Origin of the sequence: Pseudoalteromonas sp. DSM 26666 (assembly GCF_900116475.1) — a bacterium.
Classification (GTDB): Bacteria; Pseudomonadota; Gammaproteobacteria; order Enterobacterales; family Alteromonadaceae; genus Pseudoalteromonas; species Pseudoalteromonas tetraodonis.
Genome location: NZ_FPAR01000001.1, coordinates 372,079 through 397,579 on the forward strand (window position 1 = coordinate 372,079; position 25,501 = coordinate 397,579).

24 protein-coding genes are annotated in these 25,501 nt (G+C 41.2%); 12 read left to right on the top strand and 12 right to left on the bottom strand.

What is annotated here, in order from left to right; all coding sequences use genetic code 11:
* Positions 1–5: 5 nt before the first annotated feature.
* Genes BM380_RS01670 through BM380_RS01680 form a run of 3 tightly spaced genes read left to right on the top strand, consistent with a single transcriptional unit; the run spans position 6 to position 2,804 of the window.
* A complete protein-coding gene (locus BM380_RS01670; RefSeq protein ID WP_028835198.1) occupies positions 6–818 on the top strand; it encodes a DUF3025 domain-containing protein in 813 nt (270 codons plus the stop codon).
* Entirely contained in the window at positions 815–1,603 is a 789-nt protein-coding gene (locus tag BM380_RS01675; protein ID WP_090492529.1) for an ABC transporter ATP-binding protein, read from the top strand. The genes BM380_RS01670 and BM380_RS01675 overlap by 4 nt, the downstream gene beginning before the upstream one ends.
* The gene (locus BM380_RS01680; RefSeq protein WP_090493040.1) at positions 1,596–2,804 is read left to right on the top strand and encodes an ABC transporter permease; all 1,209 of its coding nucleotides are present in this window, start codon (positions 1,596–1,598) and stop codon (positions 2,802–2,804) included. Before BM380_RS01675 ends, BM380_RS01680 begins: the two co-directional genes overlap by 8 nt.
* Positions 2,805–2,966: 162 nt before the next feature.
* Here the strand turns inward: BM380_RS01680 and BM380_RS01685 are convergent, their stop codons facing one another.
* The 5 genes from BM380_RS01685 to BM380_RS01705 all read right to left on the bottom strand — a co-directional run bounded on the left by BM380_RS01685 (position 2,967) and on the right by BM380_RS01705 (position 8,730).
* A complete protein-coding gene (locus tag BM380_RS01685; protein WP_033103411.1) occupies positions 2,967–4,691 on the bottom strand; it encodes a proline--tRNA ligase in 1,725 nt (574 codons plus the stop codon).
* 129 nt (positions 4,692–4,820) lie between these two features.
* On the bottom strand, positions 4,821–5,525 hold the full coding sequence (gene tsaA / locus BM380_RS01690) for a tRNA (N6-threonylcarbamoyladenosine(37)-N6)-methyltransferase TrmO (RefSeq protein ID WP_090492532.1): 705 nt from the start codon (positions 5,523–5,525) through the stop codon (positions 4,821–4,823).
* A gap of 172 nt (positions 5,526–5,697) precedes the next feature.
* Positions 5,698–6,267, bottom strand: a complete 570-nt coding sequence (locus BM380_RS01695) for an outer membrane beta-barrel protein (RefSeq protein ID WP_013464990.1) — start codon at positions 6,265–6,267, stop codon at positions 5,698–5,700.
* 250 nt (positions 6,268–6,517) lie between these two features.
* Entirely contained in the window at positions 6,518–6,982 is a 465-nt protein-coding gene (locus BM380_RS01700) for an acyl-CoA thioesterase (protein WP_024602547.1), read from the bottom strand.
* Positions 6,983–7,083: 101 nt separating this feature from the next.
* Entirely contained in the window at positions 7,084–8,730 is a 1,647-nt protein-coding gene (locus BM380_RS01705; protein ID WP_090492534.1) for an electron transfer flavoprotein-ubiquinone oxidoreductase, read from the bottom strand.
* A gap of 219 nt (positions 8,731–8,949) precedes the next feature.
* Here BM380_RS01705 and BM380_RS01710 point away from each other — a divergent pair, with 219 nt between their 5' ends.
* The 3 genes from BM380_RS01710 to BM380_RS01720 all read left to right on the top strand — a co-directional run bounded on the left by BM380_RS01710 (position 8,950) and on the right by BM380_RS01720 (position 11,893).
* Positions 8,950–9,699 carry an electron transfer flavoprotein subunit beta/FixA family protein gene (locus BM380_RS01710; protein WP_013464986.1) on the top strand — a complete coding sequence of 250 codons (750 nt, stop codon included), beginning with the start codon at positions 8,950–8,952 and terminating at the stop codon, positions 9,697–9,699.
* A complete protein-coding gene (locus tag BM380_RS01715) occupies positions 9,700–10,626 on the top strand; it encodes an electron transfer flavoprotein subunit alpha/FixB family protein (protein WP_090492536.1) in 927 nt (308 codons plus the stop codon). It begins immediately after the preceding gene.
* Positions 10,627–10,813: 187 nt separating this feature from the next.
* A complete protein-coding gene (locus BM380_RS01720; protein ID WP_090492538.1) occupies positions 10,814–11,893 on the top strand; it encodes an acyltransferase family protein in 1,080 nt (359 codons plus the stop codon).
* Positions 11,894–11,950: 57 nt separating this feature from the next.
* Here the strand turns inward: BM380_RS01720 and asnS are convergent, their stop codons facing one another.
* Positions 11,951–13,348, bottom strand: a complete 1,398-nt coding sequence (gene asnS, locus BM380_RS01725) for an asparagine--tRNA ligase (RefSeq protein WP_013464983.1) — start codon at positions 13,346–13,348, stop codon at positions 11,951–11,953.
* Between the two features lie 292 nt (positions 13,349–13,640).
* On the opposite strand from asnS, the gene BM380_RS01730 reads away from it, so the two are divergent.
* Positions 13,641–14,075, top strand: coding sequence for an AAA family ATPase (locus tag BM380_RS01730; protein ID WP_013464982.1), 435 nt, complete (start codon positions 13,641–13,643; stop codon positions 14,073–14,075).
* A 3-nt stretch (positions 14,076–14,078) separates the two neighbouring features.
* On the opposite strand, the gene BM380_RS01735 is transcribed toward BM380_RS01730, so the two are convergent.
* From BM380_RS01735 to bioA, 6 genes are all read right to left on the bottom strand, one after another.
* Positions 14,079–14,708: a Vat family streptogramin A O-acetyltransferase gene (locus BM380_RS01735; protein WP_090492540.1), complete on the bottom strand. Its 630-nt coding sequence runs from the start codon at positions 14,706–14,708 to the stop codon at positions 14,079–14,081.
* Positions 14,709–14,738: 30 nt separating this feature from the next.
* Positions 14,739–15,749, bottom strand: coding sequence for an ABC transporter ATP-binding protein (locus tag BM380_RS01740; RefSeq protein ID WP_090492542.1), 1,011 nt, complete (start codon positions 15,747–15,749; stop codon positions 14,739–14,741).
* Between the two features lie 13 nt (positions 15,750–15,762).
* Complete coding sequence (locus BM380_RS01745) at positions 15,763–17,262, bottom strand: ABC transporter permease (protein WP_090492544.1); 1,500 nt, start codon at positions 17,260–17,262, stop codon at positions 15,763–15,765.
* Positions 17,262–18,308 (bottom strand): extracellular solute-binding protein, encoded by a 1,047-nt coding sequence (locus tag BM380_RS01750; RefSeq protein WP_036957285.1) that lies wholly within the window; start codon positions 18,306–18,308, stop codon positions 17,262–17,264. Before BM380_RS01750 ends, BM380_RS01745 begins: the two co-directional genes overlap by 1 nt.
* Positions 18,309–19,121 (bottom strand): hypothetical protein, encoded by an 813-nt coding sequence (locus tag BM380_RS01755; RefSeq protein ID WP_013464977.1) that lies wholly within the window; start codon positions 19,119–19,121, stop codon positions 18,309–18,311. It abuts the gene before it with no gap.
* A 180-nt stretch (positions 19,122–19,301) separates the two neighbouring features.
* Positions 19,302–20,603 (bottom strand): adenosylmethionine--8-amino-7-oxononanoate transaminase, encoded by a 1,302-nt coding sequence (gene bioA, locus BM380_RS01760; protein ID WP_090492546.1) that lies wholly within the window; start codon positions 20,601–20,603, stop codon positions 19,302–19,304.
* A gap of 95 nt (positions 20,604–20,698) precedes the next feature.
* On the opposite strand from bioA, the gene bioB reads away from it, so the two are divergent.
* From bioB to htpX, 5 genes are all read left to right on the top strand, one after another.
* On the top strand, positions 20,699–21,739 hold the full coding sequence (gene bioB / locus BM380_RS01765; RefSeq protein WP_090492548.1) for a biotin synthase BioB: 1,041 nt from the start codon (positions 20,699–20,701) through the stop codon (positions 21,737–21,739).
* Positions 21,740–21,794: 55 nt separating this feature from the next.
* Complete coding sequence (locus tag BM380_RS01770) at positions 21,795–22,949, top strand: aminotransferase class I/II-fold pyridoxal phosphate-dependent enzyme (RefSeq protein WP_090492550.1); 1,155 nt, start codon at positions 21,795–21,797, stop codon at positions 22,947–22,949.
* Positions 22,946–23,764, top strand: a complete 819-nt coding sequence (locus BM380_RS01775) for a methyltransferase domain-containing protein (protein ID WP_090492552.1) — start codon at positions 22,946–22,948, stop codon at positions 23,762–23,764. The genes BM380_RS01770 and BM380_RS01775 overlap by 4 nt, the downstream gene beginning before the upstream one ends.
* 18 nt (positions 23,765–23,782) lie before the next feature.
* Positions 23,783–24,466 (top strand): dethiobiotin synthase, encoded by a 684-nt coding sequence (gene bioD / locus BM380_RS01780; protein WP_090492554.1) that lies wholly within the window; start codon positions 23,783–23,785, stop codon positions 24,464–24,466.
* Positions 24,467–24,605: 139 nt separating this feature from the next.
* Positions 24,606–25,469, top strand: a complete 864-nt coding sequence (gene htpX, locus BM380_RS01785) for a protease HtpX (protein WP_090492556.1) — start codon at positions 24,606–24,608, stop codon at positions 25,467–25,469.
* Positions 25,470–25,501: the final 32 nt, after the last annotated feature.

Consider the following 25,501-nt stretch of genomic DNA (forward strand, 5'->3'; position numbering starts at 1 on the left):
TAACAATGAAGCGTTTTACTCCCCCAGAACAATTTCAAGTAACGAGTATAAATGGAGGTGCATTTGAGCACCTTCGTCAGCTGTTTAAAATAGATCAGCAAACAGACTGGCCTGAGCCTGCGTACTTTACCCCGTATTTAAACGCCATCAATGCTAATAATCTGCCCATTCGTTTTGTCGATGATGCCAAGGTTGATTTTGCTGAGCGCTATTATGAACAAGTCATTTTTGAAACAGGGGACGTGCCCACCCGACAACAAAACTGGCATGATCTGTTTGGTGGTTTTATTTGGTGCTTATTTCCAAAAACAAAAGCCCTTATTAATCAGCGTCATGTTGATGAAATAGCGTTGCATGGGTTAAAACAACGAAGTAAACACCGTAACGCACTGACCTTGTTTGACGAATGCGGTGTGGTTTTAGCTATTAGCGAATCACAGTGGAAAGAGTGGTTAAGAGATCATCAATGGAAAACAGCCTTCATCGAACATAGAGAGCAGTGGGGTAAAACCATTGCACCTTTCATGTTTGGCCATGCCAATTATGAAATGTTAACCAAACCTTATATTGGACTGACTGGCAAAGCCTTATTTGTAAATGTACCGGATGAAATATTTTGTAAAGATTTAGTAACTCAATACCAGTACCTAGATCAGCGCCTTTATGAGATGATTAAAACTGATGATTGTTTAGCCGATAACAAACAGCTTTCACCTTTACCTTTATTAGGTGTTCCTGGTTGGTGTGATGAGAATAACAATCCATCATTTTACGATAACACGGACTATTTTAGACCGAAACGAAGGACACGAAAATGATAGAAGTTACCGCGCTTAAAAAGAAGTTTAAGCTCACTAAAGATCATAAAAAAAATAAAATAGATGATATAGACCCCCGTGAAGATAAAGATTATTTTCACTCGGTTAAAAATGTCAGCTTTAGCTGTGCAAAAGGCGAAGTATTAGGGCTGTTAGGGCCTAATGGTGCAGGCAAAACCACAACATTAAGAATGATCTCTACCGCTTTAAAACCAGATGATGGCAGTATTACTATTGCAGGAAATGACATAATTAAAAAGCCACTCATTGGGCGTAAATCTATCGGTTTTTTATCCGGCTCTACTGGTTTATATGGTCGTTTAACGGTAAAAGAAAACATAGAGTACTTTGCAAAACTGCACGGCATGAGCAAGCCGGCTATTAAGGCACGCTGTGAAGAGTTATTTACCTTACTTGATATGCATAAATTTATTGATAAACGCGCTGAGAACCTATCAACCGGCATGAAGCAAAAAGCCAACATTGCGCGTGCTGTGGTACATCACCCAGACGTTGTTATTCTCGATGAGCCAACTACCGGCCTCGATATTATGACCACCCAAACGGTGATCAACTTTATTAAAGGCTTAAAAGCACAAGGTACTCCTGTTATTTTTTCTACGCATCATTTAGATGAAGTTGCGCTTTTATGTGACCGCGTTGCGGTAATTAATGAAGGCGTTAGTTGTTTTGATGGCACGCTTGCTGAATTTAAACAGGCAGGCAACAGTGAAGAATTAAACCAAGCGTTTATGAACATATTAACGGAGAAATATGATGTTTGAAGTATTTAAAAAGGAATTAACCGAGCTACTACGCGATAAAAAAACTTTATTGTTCGTGGTGGTATTTCCTATTGTGGTTTTCCCGTTGTTATTTGCTGTGGTTGCGTTTATATCCTCGCAAGCTGCGCTTGATGCTGAACAAAAAGTAAATACCTATGTGATTATCAATGGCGACTATGCACCAGAATTTACTGATAAAGTGTTTTATCACAAAAGCTTTGAGTTATATAAAGGTGATAAAACTTTCAACAGTGTTGAGGAGCTAAAAGCTGGTGTAAACGCCGGCGATATCGACATGGGAATATACCTGCCAAGTGATGCAGTGCAAACATTAAATGAGCAAAAGCAAAGCGAATGGCAAGTTGTATTCAATGATTCAAAATCAATTAACTTCTTATTTGAGCGTGTCAAAGAGCTTGCTAAAGAGTACAGTGATACTTTACAAGAAAGTAAATTATTGAGCTTTGGTATAGATAAAAGCGCACAAGAAGCTATTTTAAAGCCAGTTAATGTAGTTAAAGTAGACACTGCCGATAAGCGCGAAAACCTAGGTGAAAAAGTGGGTGGGTTTTTACCTTATCTACTTATTCCGTTAGTACTGGTAGGCGCAACGTATCCGGCTATTGATTTAGGGGCCGGTGAAAAAGAACGAGGTACCTTAGAAACTTTATTACTTACACCTATTACTCGTACCGAGCTAGTATTGGGTAAATTCATTACTCTACTCACTACGTCAATTGCATCAACCACGATAACCGTTATTAGTATGGGGTGTTGGATAGCCTTAGCGCTGGCTTTTGCTGATCTTGAATTTATCAAAGCCGCTTTTAGTACATTGGCTATCACAGACTTACTAATGATTTTTGTCTTATTATTGCCTATAGCTGCCACCTTTTCTGCATTAGCTCTGGCAATATCAATCTATGCACGCTCGTTTAAAGAAGCGCAAAATTACATGACGCCATTAAGTATGGTCGTGTTTTTCCCGATTATTATTTCAATAATGCCTAACATGGAACTGACTTCTAAAACGGCGTTTATTCCGGTAACTAACGTCGCCTTAGCGATTAAAGAAATTGTTAAAGGCACCGTTGATTACACGCTGGTGGGATTGATATTCCTAGCAACAGCACTCATCGCTGGGGCACTCCTGGCATTTTGTGTGAAATGGTTTAACCGTGAAGATGTGTTGTTTAGATAATTCATAAGTATAAAAAAGGTCGCAGAGCGACCTTTTTTATTAATTATTATTAGGTTTTAGTGCTGAAATGAGTACTTAAAAAATCGAGCTTGGCTTACAGGAATTAATAAAAAACCGCTGTATGAAAAAATCATACAGCGGTTTTTTTAATTAATTTTAAGCTTATGCATTAAATTGATTTTTGATTGTTTCAATCGCGCTATCAATATCTATCATTAGCTTTTCACCAGTGCGGCGGTTTTTAAGTTCTACCTTGTTTTCATCAAGGTTACGCTCACCAATTACAAGCGTGTAAGGTACACCGAGTAATTCCATGTCGTTAAACATAACACCAGGGCGCTCTTTACGGTCATCAAATAGCACATCTAAACCTGCATCTTTCAAACCTTGATATAGATTATTAGCAATATCAGGGATACGATGCGATTTATGCATATTCATTGGCACAATTGCTAAATCGAAAGGGGCGATGGCTTTAGGCCAGGTAATACCGTATTGGTCGTTATTTTGCTCAATAGCTGCAGCAACAACACGCGATACACCAATACCATAACAACCCATAGTCATTGTTTGGTTTTTACCCGATTCGCTTAATACACCTGCTTTCATTGCTTCTGAGTACTTAGTACCTAGTTGGAAAATATGACCAACTTCAATACCGCGCTTAATTTGCAACGTGCCTTGACCACACGGGCTAGGATCGCCCTCAACAATATTACGGATATCAGCAACTTCGTAGTCTGTTACGTCGCGATCCCAGTTAATACCACTAAAGTGCTCATCGTCTTTGTTGGCACCAGCTACAAAATCAGCCATTACATTCGCTGTTCTATCAACAATAATTGGCATGTTTAAGCCAACAGGGCCTAAAGAACCCGGTTTTGCGCCAATGGCAGCCACAATATCTGCCTCGGTTGCCATTTCTAATGGTGCAGCAACCAGTGGGTGTTTTTCAGCTTTAAGTTCATTAAGCTCGTGATCGCCACGCAGTACTAGTGCAACTAAGCCACGTTTTCCGTCTTCATCAGGGGCGCCATAAACAATCAGTGTTTTAACACCGCGATGTGGTTTTACACCATAGTGTTTTTTCAGCTCATTAATTGTTTTAGCATCAGGCGTTGGGAATGCTTTTAGCTCTTTGCTTGCTTCAGGGCGCGATTCAGTTGGCGCTAGCGCTTCTGCTTTTTCAATATTAGCGGCGTAGTCACTAGCATCACTAAAGGCAATAGCGTCTTCGCCAGATTCAGCAAGTACGTGAAACTCATGCGATACACTACCGCCTATAGAGCCGGTATCAGCAATAACAGGGCGGAAATCAAGGCCTAAACGTTCAAAAATATTACAGTAGGCTTTGTGCATAACTTGATAAGTTGCATCTAAACATTCATCGGTTAAATGGAATGAGTAGGCATCTTTCATAGTAAATTCACGAGCACGCATAACACCAAAGCGCGGACGACGTTCGTCACGTACTTTAGTTTGTACTTGGTACAAAGTAATAGGCAGTTGCTTGTAGCTGTTAATTTCTTTGCGGACAAAATCGGTGATCACTTCTTCATGGGTAGGACCCATAGCAAATTCACGATTGTGACGATCGGTAAAGCGCATAAGCTCTGGACCAAACTCACTCCAGCGGCCCGATTCTTCCCATAAGTCAGCCGGTTGAATTACTGGCATGAGCATTTCAATTGCGCCTGCTTTATCCATTTCTTCGCGTACAATGTTTTCTACTTTTCTAAGCACACGTAAACCAGAGGGTAGCCAAGTGTATAAACCCGAAGCGACGCGACGGATCATTCCGGCTCTAAGCATTAATTGATGCGATACAATTTCCGCATCTGATGGCGTTTCTTTAAGTGTAGCGAGTATATATTGACTAGTACGCATGTTTTTTCCGAAATAGAGTAATATGTTCTTTTAATTAAGGCGCTCAGTTTACCAGCGGATGCATTGACACTAAAGCGCTAAGTGATTTTTTATCGCATTTTATAGCTATAGCAGGGTTTTAAAGTTAGTTTAACTGGGCTCTATATGAGTAACCAGATGATGAGAGTCAGTCACTTGCCAGGTAATGTTGTATTCATACAAATTCATACCATAACTTTGCATGCCTTGTTTTTGCTTTTTATACGCTGGGCGAGGATCTTGTTTTAGCACATTGCTGATAAACGCTTGTAGCTCAGGATAGTGGCTTTGTTTATTTATAAATTCCAAAGCTTGCTCACTAAATTCAACACTCATGTGAGTTTCTGGGCGCGTGTCGGCAAAGCCTGCACTGGCATCAGGTAAAGCGTCTGAATAGGGCAAATAAGGCTTAATATCAACAATAGGTGTACCATCAAGTAAATCAATACCGGCGAGCAATAACGCTAACTGCCCATTTTTGTATTCAATTCCCTCTAACTTGACAGCACTCATCCCTATAGCGTTAGGTCTGAATGTAGCGCGTGTGGCAAAAACGCCTTTACGCTCATTGCCACCAAGGCGCGGCGGGCGCACCATTGCTGAATAGCCTTTATCTGCGGTTTCATGAAAACGAAATAATAGCCAAATATGGCTAAATTCATCTAAACCACGAACAAACTCTTCACGATTAAAATCTGGAGCAAAAATAAGTTTAGCTTTTGCTTCTGGCACTAATCGAGGTTGTCTAGGAATGGCAAACTTTTGTTTATACGGTGATTGAATATGGCCAATAGCCGAAATCTGATAATCGCTCATAATGCTCGCTAACAAATAAAATAGGGGGGTATTCTACCTGTAATTACCATTGGTGGCATTAGCTTAATATAATCAGCATAAAGAGAGTTTAGACTGATTGGTTTAAATGTGGAATAAAAAAGGGCAAGACTAAACCTAGCCTTACCCTTACATTGCAACTATTGAGTTGTTATTAAAACATATATTGGAAAGATACTGACGCAACGTCCATTTCTGGATCAATATCATCATCTAATTCGTAACGCTCATACTCTAAACGCACTTGCATATTGGTTGTGAAAGCATATTCAATACCTGCACCATAAAATACGTCACCACCGTCTTGTGATACGCTAACGCTGCCTACTGGTAGTTCTTGAGTTAAATCAGCATCCCATTCAAACCAACCGCCTTTTGCATAAACAGAAAAATCTTCAGTGATTGGCGCTGCAAAACGCGCTGCTAGTGATACCCCATCAATTTCTGCTTTACTGTCTATGTCACTCACTTCATCAAAATTTTGATAGGCAAGTTCAAGGCTTAAATGTTCATTAAATTGAGTACCGATATAACCTTTTAACATTTGCGCGTCGTCATCGAAATCGGTGTCGTTTTCGCTATCTTCAAACTGAAATGAATATTGGCCGTAACCAATACCCGTATAAATACGTGGAGAGTCCATGTCAGTAACATCAGCCTGTGCTGCTGAATTAAAACCCAGTGTTGCTAAAGCAAGTGCAGAAAGAGAAAGTGTTTTAATCATTGTATAGCTCCTTTAAAAAATAAAATCTAATGTTCGATAGATTCATCAAACGTCGATTTACTAATTGCAGTGAACATGCCAACAATTTTTTTGTTTAATATTTGCTCTTAAAGTGTGTTTATTGAACTTTTTTGGTGGTTTAAGTACGCAAAACATCCAGTTGTTAAGCGTACTGTTAATTTGTAAAAAAATAAAAATTGTAGAATTTACAGCTTGTTGTAGTTTATACATACCTGCAAAAGGTACTTAATTAAACTTGATAAAGTAAGTTTTCTGTTTCTATCGCTATTTGTTTCATTTTGATGGCGTAATTTTCTAGCTTTTTATCTTCGTCAGTAACAGATGTGAATTCAGGCACGGCAACAGGGTAACCCGTCTCATCCATAGCAACAAAACTTATAACACAATGATTAGTTTCAACTAAGTTTTGGGTTTTAGGATCGCCACAGCGTACTTGTATGAAAATTTGCATACTGGTTTTACCGGTGTGTGCAATTTTGGCTTCCACTTCAACAATTTGGCCAACCAAAATAGGACGGCTAAACTTAACGCCCGCAACCGATACGGTTACGCAGTAATGACCGCTCCAACCTGCAGCACAGGCATAGCCTGCTTGGTCAATCCACTTCATGACCACACCACCATGCACCTTACCACCAAAATTTACATCTGTAGGCTCTGCTAAAAAACGAAAAATTACACTCGACGACGCCATAACACACTCTCATTTATTCATATTACTTAACAGCATAGCGCAAAAAAGGGGCCGAAGCCCCTGCAATTTAGGATAAGTTTATAATTTCTTTAGAAAGGTTGTTACATATTGGGGTAGTTAGGACCGCCAGCACCTTCAGGAGTGACCCAAGTGATATTTTGGCTTGGATCTTTAATATCACAGGTTTTACAATGCACACAGTTTTGTGCATTGATCACAAAGGCTTGCTCGCCTTCGACTTCTTGTACTTCATAAACGCCGGCAGGGCAGTATCGCTGTGCAGGTTCATCAAATTTAACTAAATTTACCTTAATCGGAATTGATGCATCTTTGAGTTTTAAATGACACGGCTGCGATTCTTCATGATTAGTGTTTGATAAAAATACCGAAGAAAGCTTATCAAAGCTGAGTTTGCCATCAGGCTTTGGATAGGCAATTTTTTCAGCTTGATCAGCGTCTTTTAAAGTGGCGTGATCGGGTACGTTATCTTTAAAACTAAACGGTAGGGCACCCTTAAATATGTTTTGATCAAGGGTGTTGTATGCACCGCCTGCAAATTTACCTAATGTATGCATTGCAGGGCCAAAGTTACGAGATTGATACAGCTCTTTATACGCCCATGACTTTTTAAACTCAGCGGTGTACTGGGTTAAATCAGTGTTAGCTAAATCGTTTTGTAGCGCATTAAAAATGACCTCAGCGGCTATCATGCCTGACTTCATAGCCGTATGATTACCTTTAATTTTTGCAAAATTAAGCGTGCCTGCATCACAGCCCACTAACAAGCCACCCGGGAAATGCATTTTAGGCAAAGAGTGTAAACCGCCTTTGGCAATGGCGCGCGCACCATAAGCAATACGCTCACCCCCTTCAAGGGTGTTTTTAAATACCGGGTGGTGTTTTAAGCGCTGAAACTCATCAAATGGGCTTAAATGTGGATTTGAATAATTTAAATCAACAATTAAACCAACCACCACTTGGTTGTTTTCGCTATGATACATAAAAGCACCACCGCCAGTATCGCCACTCAATGGCCAACCGGTTCCGTGAACTACTTTACCAAGCTGATGTTTAGATTCATCCACTTGCCAAATTTCTTTAAAGCCTAAACCGTAATGCTGTGGCGAGCTTTCATCGTCTAAAGCAAACTGATTGATCAGTTGCTTACCTAAATGGCCGCGACAGCCCTCAGCAAATACCGTGTATTTAGCACGTAACTCCATACCCGGCATGTAACCGTCTTTTTCGTCGCCGTTTTTATCCAGCCCCATATCACCGGTAATAATGCCTTTCACAACATCATCTTCAATAATAAGTGAATGAGCACTAAAGCCTGGAAATATTTCAACGCCCAAGTTTTCTGCTTGCTCAGCAAGCCAACGACATACATTCCCCATAGAAACAATGTAGTTACCGTTATTATGAAATGTGTTAGGGGTTGCAAAATGAGGGATAGAGGTTGCTTTTTGTTCGTTATTAAACCAATAAATTTCATCACTTTGGACTTTAGTCGTAACAGGCGCGCCCAATTCTTGCCAGTTTGGCAGTAGCTCATCCAATGCTTTGGTTTCAAAAACAGCACCCGATAATACATGCGCGCCCACTTCAGAGCCTTTTTCAACCACACAAATCATGCACTCTTGTTGTTTTTCTTGTGCTTGCTGCGCGAGTTTAATTGCTGTTGAAAGCCCAGCAGGGCCTGCCCCTACAACAACAACATCAAATTCCATGGTTTCGCGTTCAATCATAATAACCTCTTTATCTATGACGGACTCACTTTTGCCCTGTAGGCAAAAAGTAAGCTAAGCAACCTGTTATTTTGTGATGCAAATTAAACGTTACAGGTTGTGAATAGTTTAAGGTTATTTTAGGTTGACGTTTACGTCAACAGGAAGTAGTCTGATTTCATAAAATAAATAGGTTGACGTATACGTTAGCTTATAGGTTTAAATAATTATGGAGTCCCTATGAAAGTTCTCGTACCAATAAAAAGAGTGATTGATTACAACGTAAAAGCTCGCGTTAAACCTGATAACAGCGGTGTTGATTTAACAAACGTAAAAATGGCAATGAACCCATTTTGTGAAATTGCGGTAGAAGAAGCGATTCGTTTAAAAGAAGCGGGTACTGCAAGCGAAGTGGTTGTTGTGACTATTGGCGCTAAAGCATCACAAGAGCAATTACGCACAGCACTTGCCCTTGGCGCTGATAAAGCGATTCATGTTGAAACCGAGCAAAACCTAGAATCTCTCCATATTGCAAAGTTACTTGCGAAAGTGGTTGAGCAAGAATCTCCTGAGCTGGTTATTTTAGGCAAGCAATCTATCGACTCTGATAATAATCAAACGGGCCAAATGCTCGCTGCATTAACTAATCGCGGCCAAGGTACATTTGCTTCAAAAGTGGTTATTGAAAATGGCAAAGTGAATGTAACCCGCGAAGTTGATGGCGGTTTGCAAACTGTTGCACTTAATTTACCAGCGATTGTAACCACCGATTTACGTTTAAACGAGCCTCGTTATGCGTCGCTACCTAATATTATGAAAGCTAAACGTAAACCGCTAGAAGTTATTGCGGCTGATTCGTTAGGTGTCGATTTAACACCGCGTATTGAAGTCGTTCGTGTAGAAGAACCAGCAAAACGCAGCGGCGGCATTATTGTTGAAGACGTTGCACAGCTTGTAGAAAAACTTAAAACAGAGGCAAAGGTGATTTAAATGAAAACTCTTGTAATTGCAGAGCACGATAACGGTGCCTTAAAACCAGAAACCTCAAAAACCATTAACGCCGCTAAAAAATTAGGCTTTGATGTCGATGTATTGTTAGCCGGTATAAACTTAGGTGCCATGAGTGAGTCACTTGCGAGCATTGAGGGTGTTACAAATGTATTACTTGCAGATAACGTGGTGTACGAGCATCAACTTGCTGAAAGCATGACAGATTTAGTGTTATCACTAGCTGACAGTTACAGCCATATCGTGGCTAGTGCCACAACGACAGGTAAAAACTTTATGCCGCGTGTTGCCGCATTATTAGATGTTGCACAAATTTCAGAAATTATTGATGTTATTGACGCAGACACGTTTAAACGTCCAATCTATGCGGGAAATGCCATAGCAACGGTTAAATCACTCGATAGTAAAAAAGTGATCACCGTGCGTGCAAGTAGCTTTGATTTACAAGGCGAACAAGCGCCAGCTAATGTCACAACCTTAGATACGGTCTCTGATTCACAGTTAAGTAGCTTTGTTAGTGTTGAGCAAACCGAATCTGAACGCCCAGAGCTCACTGCAGCTGATGTGGTTATTTCAGGTGGTCGAGGCATGCAAAATGGTGAAAACTTTGCGCTACTTAATGGTATTGCCGATAAGCTGGGGGCTGCAATTGGCGCTTCACGTGCAGCGGTTGACGCAGGCTTTGTCCCTAACGATATGCAAGTAGGGCAAACAGGTAAAATTGTTGCGCCTAATTTATATATTGCCGTAGGTATAAGTGGTGCCATTCAGCATTTAGCAGGCATGAAAGACTCAAAAATTATTGTGGCCATAAATAAAGACCCAGATGCGCCTATTTTCCAAGTGGCTGATTACGGTTTAGTTGCTGATTTATTTGATGTATTACCCGAGCTTGAGCAGGCTTTATAAAGTTAAATAATCACAGCATTATATAAAGTTAAATATTCTGATTTAAAGCCGCCGTTTCATTACTGATTCTGCGGCTTTTTTAATTCAATAACGCCACTTATCTAAATTACTTGCGCTTGGCTTTTTTTTATAACAAAGTGACAGCGTTGTCATTTGTAGTCATACAAATTATTAAATAGGAGCCAAAATGACAAGGTATAAAGCGCTTGATGCTATGCGGGGGTTAACCATCGCATTAATGATACTGGTAAATACACCGGGTTCGTGGTCCCACGTGTATGCCCCTTTACTTCATGCCGATTGGCATGGATGTACACCAACGGATGTAATTTTTCCGTTTTTCATGTTTATTATTGGCTCTGCGATGTTTTTTTCATTTAAAAAAACCAACAGCACAGCTAATGCAAGCCAAGTGTTACGGCTGATAAAACGCGGAGCAATTATTTTTGCTGTTGGCTTAGCGTTAAATATTTATCCCTTTACCACGAGCATTGAAAACTTAAGAATACTGGGCGTATTACAGCGAATAGGCATTGCCTATATTTTAGCGTCTTTGTGTGTATTGTTACTCAATAGGCGAGGGGTGATCAGCTTATCGGTTGTTATTTTAATTGCATATTGGTTACTGCTTTTAAGTGTTGGTACTAATAACGCTTATACGCTAGAGAATAACTTGGTTAGATCGGTTGATATAGTGGTGTTAGGTGAATCGCATTTGTGGCAAGGTAAAGGATTAGCGTTTGATCCAGAAGGGCTTTTGAGCACCTTACCAAGTGTAGTAAGTGTTTTATTTGGCTTTGAGGTTACCCGTTTACTTACCAGCTCTAGCAGTCAATGGATAAGTATTAAGCGTTTGTTGTTCATTGGGGTTATTGGTATCGCTTTAGGGCAATTAGGCTCGCTGATTATGCCAATTAATAAATCGCTTTGGACCAGTACCTTCGTTATTTACACCTCAGGGATTGCCTGTATTGTACTGGCCTTTTTTGTGTGGCTTTGCGACATAGTAAACCCCGAACGTCTTGTTAATCCATTAATTGTATATGGCTCGAATCCGTTGTTTATTTATGTGTTATCGGGTGTGTGGGTACTGAGCTATTCACTGGTTAATATTGGCGAGCTAAACTTGGAGGATTGGATGTATGAGCAACTCGCTTTAGTTATGAGCGCTAAATTGGCATCGTTCACCTTTGCTTTATTACATGTTATTGGCTTTTGGTTAATTTCAAATATGCTTTATAAGCGCAAGATATTTATAAAGATTTAGGACAATAAAAAACCAACCCTTAGGTTGGTTTTTTTATTTAACGTTACAAAGCGTGGCTTAGTACGTTGCGCTGCCTTTAGTACGAGGGAATGCAATTACATCACGTACGTTACCCATACCGGTAACATAAGCAACTAAGCGCTCAAACCCTAAACCAAAGCCAGAGTGTGGCACGCTACCGTATTTACGTAGGTCGCGGTACCAGCTGTAGTCTTCTTTATTTAAGCCCATTTCGTCAAGGCGTGCATCTAATACATCAAGACGCTCTTCACGTTGTGAACCACCAATGATCTCACCAATGCCAGGTGCTACTACGTCCATAGCCGCAACAGTTTTGCCGTCTTCGTTTTGACGCATGTAAAATGCTTTAATATCGCGCGGGTAGTTTTTAATAACAACCGGTGCTTTAAAGTGTTCTTCTGCTAGGTAACGCTCGTGCTCAGACTGTAAATCTACACCCCATTCAACAGCGTACTCAAATTTCTTGCCACACGCTTTTAGAATCTCTACAGCGTCTGTGTAATCAACTTGTGCGAAGTCTTTTTCAACAAATTCTTCTAAACGGCTAATGGCTGTTTTTTCGATACGTTGAGCAAAAAACTCCATGTCGTCACGGCGTTCTTCTAATACGGCTTTAAACACGTACTTAAGCATGTTTTCAGCCAATTTTGCGATATCTTCTAAATCAGCAAACGCAACTTCTGGCTCTACCATCCAAAATTCAGCTAAGTGGCGAGATGTATTTGAATTCTCTGCACGGAACGTAGGACCAAAGGTGTAAATTTTTGACATAGCTGATGCATATGTTTCACCGTTTAGCTGGCCAGATACCGTTAGGAATGCTTCTTTACCAAAAAAGTCTTCGCTGTAATCAATCTCGCCTTTATCTGTCATTGGCAGGTTTTGCATATCAAGGGTCGATACGCGGAACATTTCACCCGCACCTTCACAGTCACTGGCTGTGATGATTGGTGTGCTGATCCAGTAAAAGCCTTGCTCATGGTAAAAACGGTGGATCGCTTGCGCTAAACAGTTACGCACACGCGTTACTGCGCCAATCATGTTGGTGCGCGGGCGAAGGTGAGCGTGCTCACGTAAATACTCAATGCTGTGGCGCTTAGCCGACATTGGGTAAGTATCTGGATTTTCAACCCAACCTAACACAGTCACTGAGTTAGCTTGAATTTCGAAAGATTGACCTTGTCCTGCTGATTGTACTAATACACCGGTAACCGATACAGAACAGCCTGCTGTTAAGCTTGTAACTTCATCATAATTATTCAGTGAATTAGGAACTACCGCTTGAATAGGATCAAAACACGAACCGTCATGAACGGCTAAAAATGATATTCCTGCTTTTGAATCGCGGCGTGTACGGATCCAGCCCTTAATTGTTACTTGGCTGTCTACCGCAACATTGCCTTTTAATAGCTCTGAAATCGCTAAATGGCTCATCTTCACTCCAATGATATAAGTTGCCTAACTATATAAATTAACTGTGCGTTACTCATGCATTTATGCATGTAAGATCACTGCACTTGAACCTTGTATAATACCTAGTAAAGTAAAATAAAAAAACTGTTGTGGGCAACTCTTTAAAAGTTTTTAGTCATGCGCAGTTTTTTTAACCAGTTTTTAGTGTTAAATAGCCACTATTACCATTTGTTACTCTGAAAATTCATCAATTTGTGGCATTATTAGTAAACAAGTCGAATTAACGTTTACCATTAATAAAAAAATGGATGCTATGAAACAAGTTTTTATTTTACGAGGACTGCCAGGCAGTGGTAAGTCATATTATGCGCAAAATCTCGCTGACGAATTGTCGGGCGCAGATGAAAGCAACTATTTTATTTGCTCAACAGATGATTACTTTGTAAACGAGCAGGGTGAATATCATTTCGATAAGTTTAAATTATCGCAATACCACAACCTAAACCTAGCACGTTTTATTAACGCGTTAGCACAAGGCATTGAACTGGTGATTGTTGATAACACCAATATTAAAAAATGGGAATTTATTGCCTATTCGCAAGCAGCGATAGCTTTAGGGTATCAAGTAAAAGAAGTGATTGTTGGTGAAGTAAAAGACAAATCAATGCAGCACTTATATGCCAAGCGCAATAGCCATAACATCCCGCTTAAAACCATTAGTAAAATGGCCTACATGTTTGAGTGGTAATGGTTAAATTTTAGCTAACACGTCTATATCAGCGTGGGTAATGGCATCTAAATGAGCGGTGATTTTTTCGCTGCTCCAATCCCACCATGCAATCGCTAAAAGTTGATTGATAGTTGTTTCATTAAAACGCTTTTTTATCACTTTTGCAGGATTACCGCCTACAATGCTGTAGGCAGGTACATCAGTGGTTACCACAGATTTACTCGCTATAATGGCGCCGCTGCCAATTTTTATCCCCGGCATAATGGTGGCATTGTAACCAATCCATACATCATTACCTATTTCAGTATTGCCCTTAAATGGTAAGTCACCTTGTTGAGGTGCAGACTTTTCCCAACCGTTACCAAATATAAAAAATGGATAAGTAGAAAAGCCGGAGGTTTGATGGTTAGCCCCATTCATTATAAAAGTAACGTCTTTAGCTATGGCGCAAAACTTACCAATAATGAGACGGTCTCCGATAAAATCGAAATGGTAAAGTACATTTTTTTCAAAATTCTCAGGGCCATCTGGATCGTCGTAATAAGTATAATCACCTACTTCAATATTGGCCGAAGTGATAAAATTTTTTAAATAACCTACTTGAGGAAAACCGTCCATAGGTGAAGGATTATTTGGGTTTGGTCCGTTCATGGTTTCCTCTCAAGTAAGATAAATAGGCTACTAGCTTTTAAATGCCGCCAATGGGTGAGACGTACTGAGCGATACATGCACCTTGTCACCTGGGTGTACAACCACTTCATGGCTTACTCGGCTAGTTACCACGGTTTCGCATGCAAGTTTAACAGCGCATAAACGGCTACCGCCTTCAAAGCGTACCCAAATTACTTCACCATTATTACCAATACTGCTTTGTACTAGTAACACATCGTCTGGGCGTAATAATACGTCAACCTCACCAGTGTCACAATCAACGCCGTTTGCAGGCACATTACCAATATCGGTAAGCGCTTGGCCGTTATTTAGGGTTCCTTTTATAAAGCTGGCTTCACCTAAAAAGCGGGCAACAAAGCGGTTGTTTGGTGTACTAAAACACTGCTCTGGGGTGTCAATTTGTTGTATTTTACCGCCTTTTAAAACACCCACACGATCGCCCACCGATAGTGCTTCTTCTTGGTCGTGCGTTACCCAAATTGCCGGTACGCCAGCTTTTTTAAGCGCATTTCGTATATCCCAACGCAACATATCTTTTAAGGCGGCATCAAGGTTAGATAACGGCTCATCAAGTAATACAAAGTCAGGCTGGTGGGCAAGGGTGCGTGCTAATGCTACGCGTTGCTTTTGCCCGCCTGACAGTGTGGCTGGTTTTTTATGCCTAAATGCATCTAAACCAAGAAGTTTTAGCCAGTGATCGGCAGGGCTGGTGTCTTTTAATTTAAAACATACGTTTTGTTCAACTGTTAAATGGGGAAACAACGCAAAGTCCTGAAACACCATACCCACGCTACGTTTTTCAGGCGCCACGGTATGTTTTGGCGTAGCAGTCCATTTAGCCACTTTAATTTCACCGTCGCTAATCGGTAAAAGCCCCGCTAACGCTTGTAAAATCGTACTTTTTCCGCAACCTGTTGGACCAACAAGCATTAATATTTCGCTTTCACCTAGGGTGAAATTTAAATCGCTAACAACACGATTACTGCCATAATCTATAGACAACTGACTTACAGATAGCATTTTTTATAAATCCTTAATGTTCAAACTGGTTGCGTTTTTCGCCAGACATCATAATAGCTAAAGCACCCGCAGAAATCACCACCAATAATAAGCCAGGAATAGCAGCACGGCCAAAATAACCGGCTTCGTAAACACGCCATAAGTAAGTAGAAAGCGTTTCAAAGCCGGTGGGGCCTAATAAAAGTGTGGCTTCTAATTCGCGCATTGATTCTAAAAAGACCAAGGCACCACCTGCAATAATACCACGCATAGTTAGGGGTAAAGTAATACGCGTAAAGGCTTCGCGCGGGCTTGCGCCTAATACCCGCGCTGATTTTACCAAACTCGGGTCAAGGTGCTCGGTGCTGGTACGCACAGAACCTACCGCAAGTGGTAAAAAACGTAGCATATAAGCAATAATCAATAAGCCCAGCGTTTGATATAAAAAGGGCAGTTGTAAGCCGCCATACACAAGCGCTGTGCCCATAACAATACCCGGAATACCAAAACCAAAGTAAGTAACGCGTTCCATTACTTTACCGGCCTTACCACTTAAAGCCGCATGGGCAACCGGAATGGCAACAATAACTGTAATAATAGCGGCAATGGCTGAAGCGTAAGTTGAATGCCAGGCAATACTAAAATCAAACGAGTTAAAGCCATCACGCACTAACCACAAAGTAAATACTGCTAAAGGTAGGCCAATAGCGAGTAATAAAATAGGCGCAAAGGTGGCAAACATAGCGCCTAGTTGCCATTTTTTAGGGAATAAAATAAGCGAACGACCTTGACGCTCTGAGGCGGTTTTTATTTGTGATTCAATCATTAATAAAAAGCCAACAATCACCATCAGTTGCAGTGACAACATAGCCGCACGGCTTAAGGCAAAGGCATTGTATTCCACATAAATAACACGGGTAAACGTATCTAAGCGCATCATTGCGGGGGTACCAAAGTCAGATAAGGTATACAGCGCAACCAATAATGACCCTGCAGCAATGCCATTTATTACGCGGGGTAAAATAACTTTAAATACGCTTTGCGTCATCGACATACCCAGTGTGCGAGCAGCGTTGACCATACTGGCATCTAAACTAAGTAAAGACGAACGGGTAGTCATCATAACAAACGGAAAAGTATACAAGGTCATGACAATGGCGGCTCCCGTTAACCCATACATAGAAGGGGTTTCAAAACCAAGTAAGTTGTTTATTTCACCGCCGGGACCAAATGCAGCATAAAGCGTAAAAGCGCCAATGTAACTAGGAATAGCAAGCGGGGCTGCAAACACCACCAGCCAAAACTTTTTAAACGGTAACTGCACATAGGCGCTAATGAATGCTAAGGGCACACCAATTAAAATTGAACCTAATACGGTTAACCCCATTAACGACAGGGTATTGCCTAAAATAGTTAAATTATGGCTATCAAAAAAAGAGCTTGCGTCAGAGGCAAGCGTAATTAAAACAAAAATAGGAGTCAGGGTTACTAGCGCTGCAAGCAGCGCCATTGGGTAAGATGTAGGTATTCGCATTATAAAACGCCGCTGCTGCGCATTAAATCTATAGTTGGGCGTAAATCAGCCAACTGAGTTAAATCAATTTTAGGTGGCGAAATACTGGTTAACTTAGGCAATCCATCGGGTTGAGTAATGCCATTAACCAAAGGGATTTCATAGGCTTCGCTTGCTAAATAACTTTGCACTTCAATGCTAAGTAAATAGCGCATAAAGTTGATTGCCAGTGGGTCTTCAGATAACGATAAAATACCTGAAGCGTTAACTAAACAGCCAGCATCATTTTGCGTAAAGGCTAAATCAAGTTTTGCATCTGGCTTACCTGATTTTAAGCGCAGCGTGTAGTAATGATTAGCAAAACCAATGTCTACTTCACCACGTTCAACGCCCATTACCACACCGAGTTCACCTGCGTAGGTTTTAGAACGTTTTTTAACTTTTTTGAGCCACTTAGCCGTTTTATCATCACCTTCTAAAAGTCGCATAGCAGTAATAAACGATTGAAAAGAAGCATAAGCAGGCGCCCAACCAATACTTAAATCACTGTCGGCAATGTCCATAATGCTTGTTGGAATTTGCTCTTTGGTTAAACGCTCAGTATTAAAAGGCAAAGTACGTATACGACCAGTAACAGGTGCCCATTCATCGTATCTAAATTGTGGCTGTAATTGCGCTGATAAATCACTCGGCATGGGCTTGGCAAGGCCGGCATCGGTAACTAAACCAATTGCCCCAGAGTCGACTGCCCAAAATAAGTCGGCACGTTTAACCCCTGCATTTGCTTCGGCAACAATAGTGTTGGCAAGCGCTGCGGTAGGGCCGCGACGAATGGCAAGGTCAAGATCAGGGTTCTTTTTTTGAATGGCTTGTAATACGTTTTCGTATAAGCCACCCTCACCACGGCCTAAATAAAGCGTCAATGCACCTTTTAATTTAGGCAATGTATCAACAGACACGGGGTTTGCAATAGCAATATCAGCGGCAAAAGCGCGTGAAAGCGATAGCGGTAAAGCACCCGCTACCCCTAACGCAGCTAAGCCTTGAATAAAGGTTCTGCGTTTCACTTAAAATACATCCTTACGTGCTTTTTCTGCTTTTTCAATCAGCGTTTGAGCGCGGCTTAGTTTGGTTTGCATATCAACAACCACATCACGAACTTCATCAACACTTTTATTATTAGAAATTGCTTGTGGAAGTGTTACGTTAAAGTCTTTTTCTAGAACTTCTACTAACTTCGCGTCTTGTTCAATTAGTGTACCTTCAACACCTTCAAATAAATGTAGGTAAGTATCGTGCACTATGTTGGTGGCTTCATCGCTTAAACGTTCTGCGTATTTAGCGACCACTCGGTCTAATTTATGTTTAATTTCGTCGATAGTCGCGCTTTGCGTCATTTCTTTGGTTGCTGTTGCTTTAACGCTATCTAATAACCCTTTTTGTTGAAACTTAGCCGCCAATTTAACTGCGCCTAATCCTTGCCATAGGGCATTGTTCATTGCTTGTTGTTGTTTGCGTACTTCTAGCGCTGGTTTTTTATTATCGATAGCCATTTTTATGCCATACAAACCTTGCCAAATAGAGGCATAGACAGGCACGTAATTAGTTTCTATTGCGCTGTGGAATTTAACTGACTCCCAGTACTCAACCAAATCATCACTATTGACTGCTTTTGCGCCTTTTTTCTCGTAATCGCTTACCATGGTATCGACTTTAGAGATCATCCATTCAACGTCTTCATTGTAAGTTTTTAAATTAGCTTGAAGGTGATTAACATGCTCACCAATAGGGCCATTAGCAAATACAGGTTGTGCAAAAATCGCAGAGGCGAGTAAAAAACTTGCACTTAATGTCTTGGCAGGCTTAAGTAATATTTTCATAGCAAGTGAGTCCATAAATGTTATTGTAAATGATAGGCATTATCATATCCCTAAAGATCACTCAGATCAACACACTAAATGACAGGTCAGGGCTAAAAATACCAATGTTTTGGGACGAATAGGCAGCAAACTAATTATTTGCATAAATTTTAACGTAACCCTTAATAATAGTTAACCTACCTATACGTAATGTTTACCTTTTATGGCGTTATAAATAGCATCACATAAAGCGCGAATACTGTTTTTGTCACTTATATACGGTGGCATTAGATAAATTAGTTTACCAAAGGGGCGTATCCATACTCCTTGAGATACAAAATAAGCCTGAATTTTAGCGACATCAATGCTACCAGCCTCTTCTGTTAGCTCTACTACGCCAATAGCTCCTAAAGTACGTACATTCGCCACGGCCCTGAGCGCTTGGCATTTATGCAGCTGCTGTAATTGAGTATTTATTTCGCTGATACGGTGTTGCCAGTTTTGGCTTAGTAATAAATCAATACTGGCGCAGGCAACAGCGCAGGCCAGCGGATTTCCCATAAATGTAGGCCCGTGCATCAAAACCCCAGCTTCTCCTTCGCTGATTCCTGTGGCTATTTTGTCGCTAGTTATGGTTGCCGAAAGGGTCATTGCGCCACCAGTCAGCGCTTTACCTATACACAGTATATCGGGCTCTATATTGGCATGCTCTACAGCAAACAATTTGCCGGTGCGGCCAAATCCGGTGGCAATTTCATCGCAAATAAGCAGCACATCATATTGAGTGCAGAGCTTACGCACACAGGCTAAATACTCAGGATGATAAAAATTCATCCCCCCGGCGTTTTGCACTATAGGTTCAATAATAAAGGCGGCGACTTGCTGGTGGTACTTTAAAAAATAGCTTTCGAGTTCATCGGCCTCAGCTTGATTAAACGCACTATTAAATTGGCTAATAGGGGCAGGCACAAAAATATGCTCAGGCAAAAAACCTGCGTACAAACTATGCATAGAATTAATAGGATCGCACACACTCATCGCTGCAAACGTATCGCCATGGTAGCCTTTGAACGGGGTCATTAATTTTTGTTTTGTTGTAACCCCTTGGCTTAACCAATATTGCAGCGCCATTTTTATAGCTACTTCCACACTTACTGAGCCACTGTCGGCTAAAAACACCTTTGTTAATCCCTCTGGCGTTATCGCTACCAGCTTTTTACAGAGCTCTACTGCCGGCTGGTGGGTTATGCCACCAAACATTACATGGCTCATTTTATCTATCTGGGCGTGCATCGCTTCATTTAAAACCGGATGGTTATAGCCGTGAATAGCACTCCACCATGAGGCCATACCGTCAATGAGTTGTTCGCCCGTTTCTAAGTGAATAAGGTTGTGACTTGCATGCGTTACGGGGTAAACCGGAATAGGTTGAGTCATTGAGGTGTAGGGGTGCCAAATGTGCTGACGATCAAAATCAAGGTCTATCGTTTGTTTATTAATCATATGTAAACTTTAACTAAGTGGGCTTCGTTGACAATGGTACGGCAATACGTATTCTAAGCCAATAACACAAAGAGCAAAAAATAAAAGAGAGTATTATGGAGCTTGCAACAGTTCGACACGATTGGACCCACAGTGAGGTGAAAGCCTTATTTGAAATGCCATTTAACGATTTATTATTTAAAGCCGCCTCTGTGCATCGCGCTAATTTTAATCCAAACGAAGTACAAATTTCTACGTTGTTATCTATTAAAACCGGTGCCTGCCCAGAAGACTGTAAATATTGCCCGCAATCAGGGCATTACAAAACTGATTTAGAACGCGAGCGCCTAATAGAAGTAGAAAAAGTGGTAGAGCAAGCGCGGTTAGCAAAACAAAAAGGCGCTACCCGTTTTTGTATGGGGGCTGCATGGTCAGATCCAAAAGACAGAGACATGCCATACATTTCGCAAATGGTAAAAGAAGTAAAAGCCCTTGGCCTTGAAACCTGTATGACTTTAGGCATGTTAAATAACGAAAAAGCCCATGAACTGCGCAGTGCAGGGCTTGATTACTATAACCACAACCTCGACACCTCACCTGAATACTATGAGCAAATTATATCAACTCGGACATTCCAAGATCGTTTAGACACCATTGGTAATGTGCGAGACGCTGGTATGAAAGTATGCTCCGGCGGTATTGTCGGTATGGGTGAGCAAGCAAGCGACCGCTATGGCTTATTAATGCAGTTGGCTAATTTACCCCAGCAGCCCGAAAGCGTGCCAATTAATATGCTAGTAAAGGTAAAAGGGACACCGCTTGAAAACGTTGATGACTTAGACCAGTTTGAGTTTATTCGTACCATTGCCACAGCACGTATTATGATGCCCCATAGCTACGTACGTTTATCAGCAGGGCGCACAGCAATGAACGAACAAATGCAGTCAATGTGCTTTTTTGCCGGTGCTAACTCTATATTTTATGGTGATAAACTTCTTACTACCGAAAACCCAGAAGCAGATGCCGATATGCAATTAATTAAAAAGCTGGGTATGAACCCTGAAACGGCCGAAGACTATTCAGATGAAGCCGTTGCTGCGTCTTTATCTTCTAAAGTGGCCGATAAAGCCAGTTCAGAATTGTTTTACGAAGCGTAAAGTGCTCAGTACTATGGTAATGGTTTAAAGTATTGCGTTGAAGGTTAAAGCATTTATGTCATTTGAATTTATAAATACCCATTTAGATGAACGCAAAGCACAGCAGCTCTTGCGTAAACGCTATGTAGTGCAAAGCGCAACGGCGCGCACTATTACGGTTAATGATAAAACCTACCTTAACTTTGCGAGTAACGATTATTTAGGGTTTGGCGATTCGCCGGTGGAGTTAACCAGCGCGCCATTACTCGGTAGCCACAGTTCAGCATTAGTGACGGGTTATCAACAGCCACAGCAAGCGCTTGAGCAAGCTTTATGCAGTGCTTTGGGTTATGAGTCAGGTATGTTGTTTAATTCGGGCTTTAGCGCAAATAGCAGTGTGATTAAAGCCTTGTTCCAAGATAAAGCGACAGCGCAACACAGTGCGATTTTTCAAGATAAACTCAATCATGCCAGTTTAATTGATGGCGCATTACACGCCAACGCCGCGTTAATACGCTTTAACCATAACGATATAAACCATTTACGCTCACGGCTAGAAAAATCAAAAGCGCGCAATAAGCTCATCGTGTCTGAAGGTGTGTTCTCCATGGATGGTGATACCGCGCCAATTAAAGCGCTATTTGCCTTAGCAAAGCAGCATAACGCGTGGTTAATGATAGACGATGCCCATGGTTTTGGTGTTTTAGGAAAATCGGGGCTAGGCAGTTGTGAAGCCTTAATTGCAGCCGACACCTTGCCCGATATTTTAGTGATCACCTTTGGTAAAGCGGTTGCTAGTAGTGGGGCGTGCGTATTAGGTTCGCAGCATTTTATAGATTACATGCTTCAGTTTAACCGTGATTATACCTACTCAACCGCTATGTCACCGTTTATTGCCGCTCATACTTTGGCGCGTATTAAAAGCATAAGAGACGCCAACGACAGGCGAGCCAAATTAAACGCTAATATTGCGCTGTTTAAACGCCTAGCTAAAGAGCTGCACATTGCGCTAATGGACTCTAACACCGCGATTCAACCAATTGTTTTAGGCTGCGCCGAGCAAACGTTAAAAGCCAGTGAGCAACTAAAGCAGCAGGGTATTTGGCTAACGGCTATTCGCCCGCCAACTGTTTTACACAATACCTCGCGTTTGCGTATTACCTTAAGTGCAGCCCACACCCATGACGATATAAAACAACTCGTTGGTGGTTTACAAAAGGTTATTTCATGATAAGCCCGCAGGCAATTAAAACTAAGCTACTTAATCCCACTACAGTGTATTTAGCGACTCGGGCTTTAAAAAAAACCACGGCGCATAACTTTTCAAAAGCAGCAAACAAGTATAGCCAGCATGCTAATGTGCAAAAACAAGCGGCAAATGATTTATTTAAACTCATTAGTGCAAACCCTAAAAAGCTCTGTGTTGACCTAGGGGCAGGGCCGCTTGTTAATACTCAGGCTTTAAGGGCATTATTTGGCCAAGTTGTTGCCATAGATTTAAGTTTTAACATGCTAAAAAGTAGTGATTTAAACACCCCAAAACTGTGCGCCGACATGGATAATTTACCGCTGCAAGCTAACAGTATTGACGTGCTATTTAGTAATTTTGCGCTGCAGTGGTCTGCTAATTTAGAAGCCTTAATGCACTCGCTTTACCAAGCATTAAAACCAGGCGGGCAAGCCTATATTAGTACGGTTGTTGCAGGGTCATTAAACGAGATCAAAACCGCCTTTGCAGTGCTTGATTCACATAATCATATTAATCAGTTTGCAAGCCATAATAATATAAACCAATCGGTTGAAAAGGCCGGGTTTAAGATCAACGCATCAAAAAAAGTCATCTATACCGATCAGCACAGCAGTGCATTAGCGGCTATAAAATCGATTAAAGCCATTGGTGCCACCACACAAAATCATGCAACAAGTCGTCGTGGTTTATTAACCAAATCAGCGCTGCAAAAAGTATGTGATGCCTATCCGATTATAAACAATAAAGCCCATGTATCTTACCATGTGGTATTGTTATCATTAGAAAAAGCCCAGTAAAAATAATAAGGCCATGCCATGAACCAGTTTTTTATTACCGGTACCGATACCGACGCCGGTAAAACTCATGTAACCAGTTTGCTGTTAAAGTTACTCGCGCAACATAAAAAGCGCGCAATAGGTTTTAAACCGATTGCCTCTGGGTGTGAAATGGCGTTTGAGCAGCTCGTAAACGCAGATGCACTAATGCTAATGGAAAGTGCCACAGTCAGTGCTAAATACGACATAATTAACCCATTTGCATTTGCGCCGCCAATAGCTCCCCATATAGCTGCAGAGCAAGCGGGACTAAACATAACAGTAGAAAAGCTCAGCACGGCTTATCAACATGTTAAGCAGCAAGGTGCCGATTACCTGTTAACAGAAGGCGCGGGCGGCTGGGCATTACCTATTAATAACAACGAATATTTATACGACTGGGTAAAAGCAGAGCAACTACCCGTAATATTAGTAGTAGGGATGAAACTAGGCTGCATTAATCATGCGTTACTCACTGCAGCACATATGCAAAGTATGGGTGTTAATTGCATTGGTTGGATTGCTAACCAAGTTGATGCCACTATGGATGAATACCAAGCAAACCTAGATTCACTGAAAACACGTTTACCATTTCCACTGCTTGCCATTAGCCCATACACAGAGCAAACCCCTAAATTACAAATTTATAAAACCCTGCTTGAAAAATTATCCATAAATCCATAAATAACCCTTGTGTTGTGACATAGTTTGTCACAGAATAGCGCTGACGTTATGACATAGTGTGTCATAGCGCAGTGATTGCTCAAAGCCGATCAAACATAGTAAATCGCTCAGCAATAAATGTTATTTTTGGAGAACTCGTATGAAACGTGTATTTTTGTTTTTATTAACTAACCTCGCGGTTATGTTGGTATTAGGTGTGGTGCTTTCAATCATAATGAGTGCGCTGGGCTTAAGCCATCGTAGCCTTGGCGGAATTTTACTAATTGCGACTGTATTTGGTTTTGGTGGATCGTTTATTTCGTTATTTATGTCGAAATGGATCGCCAAAAAAACAACCGGTGCGCAAGTGATCACCCAACCTCGTACCGAAACCGAACAATGGCTGGTAAACACTGTGGCTGCTCAAGCTAAAAAAGCCGGTATTAACATGCCAGAAGTGGCGATTTACGACAGCCCAGAAATGAACGCGTTTGCAACGGGCCCGAGTAAAAATAATTCGCTGGTGGCGGTAAGTACGGGTTTATTACATAACATGAGCCAAGATCAAGCCGAAGCCGTACTTGCGCACGAAGTATCGCATGTGGCTAATGGCGACATGGTAACGCTCACGCTTATTCAAGGTGTGGTTAATACCTTTGTTATTTTTGCCGCTAAAGTACTGGCTGGCATTGTTGACAACTTTATCAATAGCGATGAAGAAGAGGGTGGCAGCAGCTGGACTTACTTCTTATTCGATATGTTATTCCAAGTATTATTTGGCGTATTGGCAAGCATAGTGGTTGCCCATTACAGCCGTAAACGTGAGTTTGCAGCCGATAACGGCGCAGCTCAGTTGGTAGGCGCAGACAAAATGCGCTCAGCCCTTGAGCGATTAAAGCAAAACCACCCATCGCAATTAGAAGGCTCAATGATGGCCTTTGGTATTGCCAGTGGTAAAGGCATGGCTGAGTTGTTTTCATCTCACCCACCGCTTGACGCACGTATAGACGCACTACGTCGTTAAAAAAATTCAAGTTTTTCACAGTACTTGTAAAC

Coding starts and splice junctions, on each gene's coding strand:
- BM380_RS01720 (WP_090492538.1), top strand. CDS start 10,814: ATGACAAGGTATAAAGCGCTTGATGCTATGCGGGGGTTAACCATCGCA.
- bioD (WP_090492554.1), top strand. CDS start 23,783: ATGAACCAGTTTTTTATTACCGGTACCGATACCGACGCCGGTAAAACT.
- BM380_RS01695 (WP_013464990.1), bottom strand. CDS start 6,267: ATGATTAAAACACTTTCTCTTTCTGCACTTGCTTTAGCAACACTGGGT.
- BM380_RS01705 (WP_090492534.1), bottom strand. CDS start 8,730: ATGATTGAACGCGAAACCATGGAATTTGATGTTGTTGTTGTAGGGGCA.
- BM380_RS01715 (WP_090492536.1), top strand. CDS start 9,700: ATGAAAACTCTTGTAATTGCAGAGCACGATAACGGTGCCTTAAAACCA.
- BM380_RS01775 (WP_090492552.1), top strand. CDS start 22,946: ATGATAAGCCCGCAGGCAATTAAAACTAAGCTACTTAATCCCACTACA.
- BM380_RS01770 (WP_090492550.1), top strand. CDS start 21,795: ATGTCATTTGAATTTATAAATACCCATTTAGATGAACGCAAAGCACAG.
- BM380_RS01700 (WP_024602547.1), bottom strand. CDS start 6,982: ATGGCGTCGTCGAGTGTAATTTTTCGTTTTTTAGCAGAGCCTACAGAT.
- BM380_RS01675 (WP_090492529.1), top strand. CDS start 815: ATGATAGAAGTTACCGCGCTTAAAAAGAAGTTTAAGCTCACTAAAGAT.
- BM380_RS01670 (WP_028835198.1), top strand. CDS start 6: ATGAAGCGTTTTACTCCCCCAGAACAATTTCAAGTAACGAGTATAAAT.
- BM380_RS01755 (WP_013464977.1), bottom strand. CDS start 19,121: ATGAAAATATTACTTAAGCCTGCCAAGACATTAAGTGCAAGTTTTTTA.
- BM380_RS01685 (WP_033103411.1), bottom strand. CDS start 4,691: ATGCGTACTAGTCAATATATACTCGCTACACTTAAAGAAACGCCATCA.
- bioA (WP_090492546.1), bottom strand. CDS start 20,603: ATGATTAATAAACAAACGATAGACCTTGATTTTGATCGTCAGCACATT.
- bioB (WP_090492548.1), top strand. CDS start 20,699: ATGGAGCTTGCAACAGTTCGACACGATTGGACCCACAGTGAGGTGAAA.
- BM380_RS01745 (WP_090492544.1), bottom strand. CDS start 17,262: ATGCGAATACCTACATCTTACCCAATGGCGCTGCTTGCAGCGCTAGTA.
- BM380_RS01735 (WP_090492540.1), bottom strand. CDS start 14,708: ATGAACGGACCAAACCCAAATAATCCTTCACCTATGGACGGTTTTCCT.
- asnS (WP_013464983.1), bottom strand. CDS start 13,348: ATGAGCCATTTAGCGATTTCAGAGCTATTAAAAGGCAATGTTGCGGTA.
- BM380_RS01710 (WP_013464986.1), top strand. CDS start 8,950: ATGAAAGTTCTCGTACCAATAAAAAGAGTGATTGATTACAACGTAAAA.
- BM380_RS01730 (WP_013464982.1), top strand. CDS start 13,641: ATGAAACAAGTTTTTATTTTACGAGGACTGCCAGGCAGTGGTAAGTCA.
- BM380_RS01740 (WP_090492542.1), bottom strand. CDS start 15,749: ATGCTATCTGTAAGTCAGTTGTCTATAGATTATGGCAGTAATCGTGTT.
- htpX (WP_090492556.1), top strand. CDS start 24,606: ATGAAACGTGTATTTTTGTTTTTATTAACTAACCTCGCGGTTATGTTG.
- BM380_RS01680 (WP_090493040.1), top strand. CDS start 1,596: ATGTTTGAAGTATTTAAAAAGGAATTAACCGAGCTACTACGCGATAAA.
- tsaA (WP_090492532.1), bottom strand. CDS start 5,525: ATGAGCGATTATCAGATTTCGGCTATTGGCCATATTCAATCACCGTAT.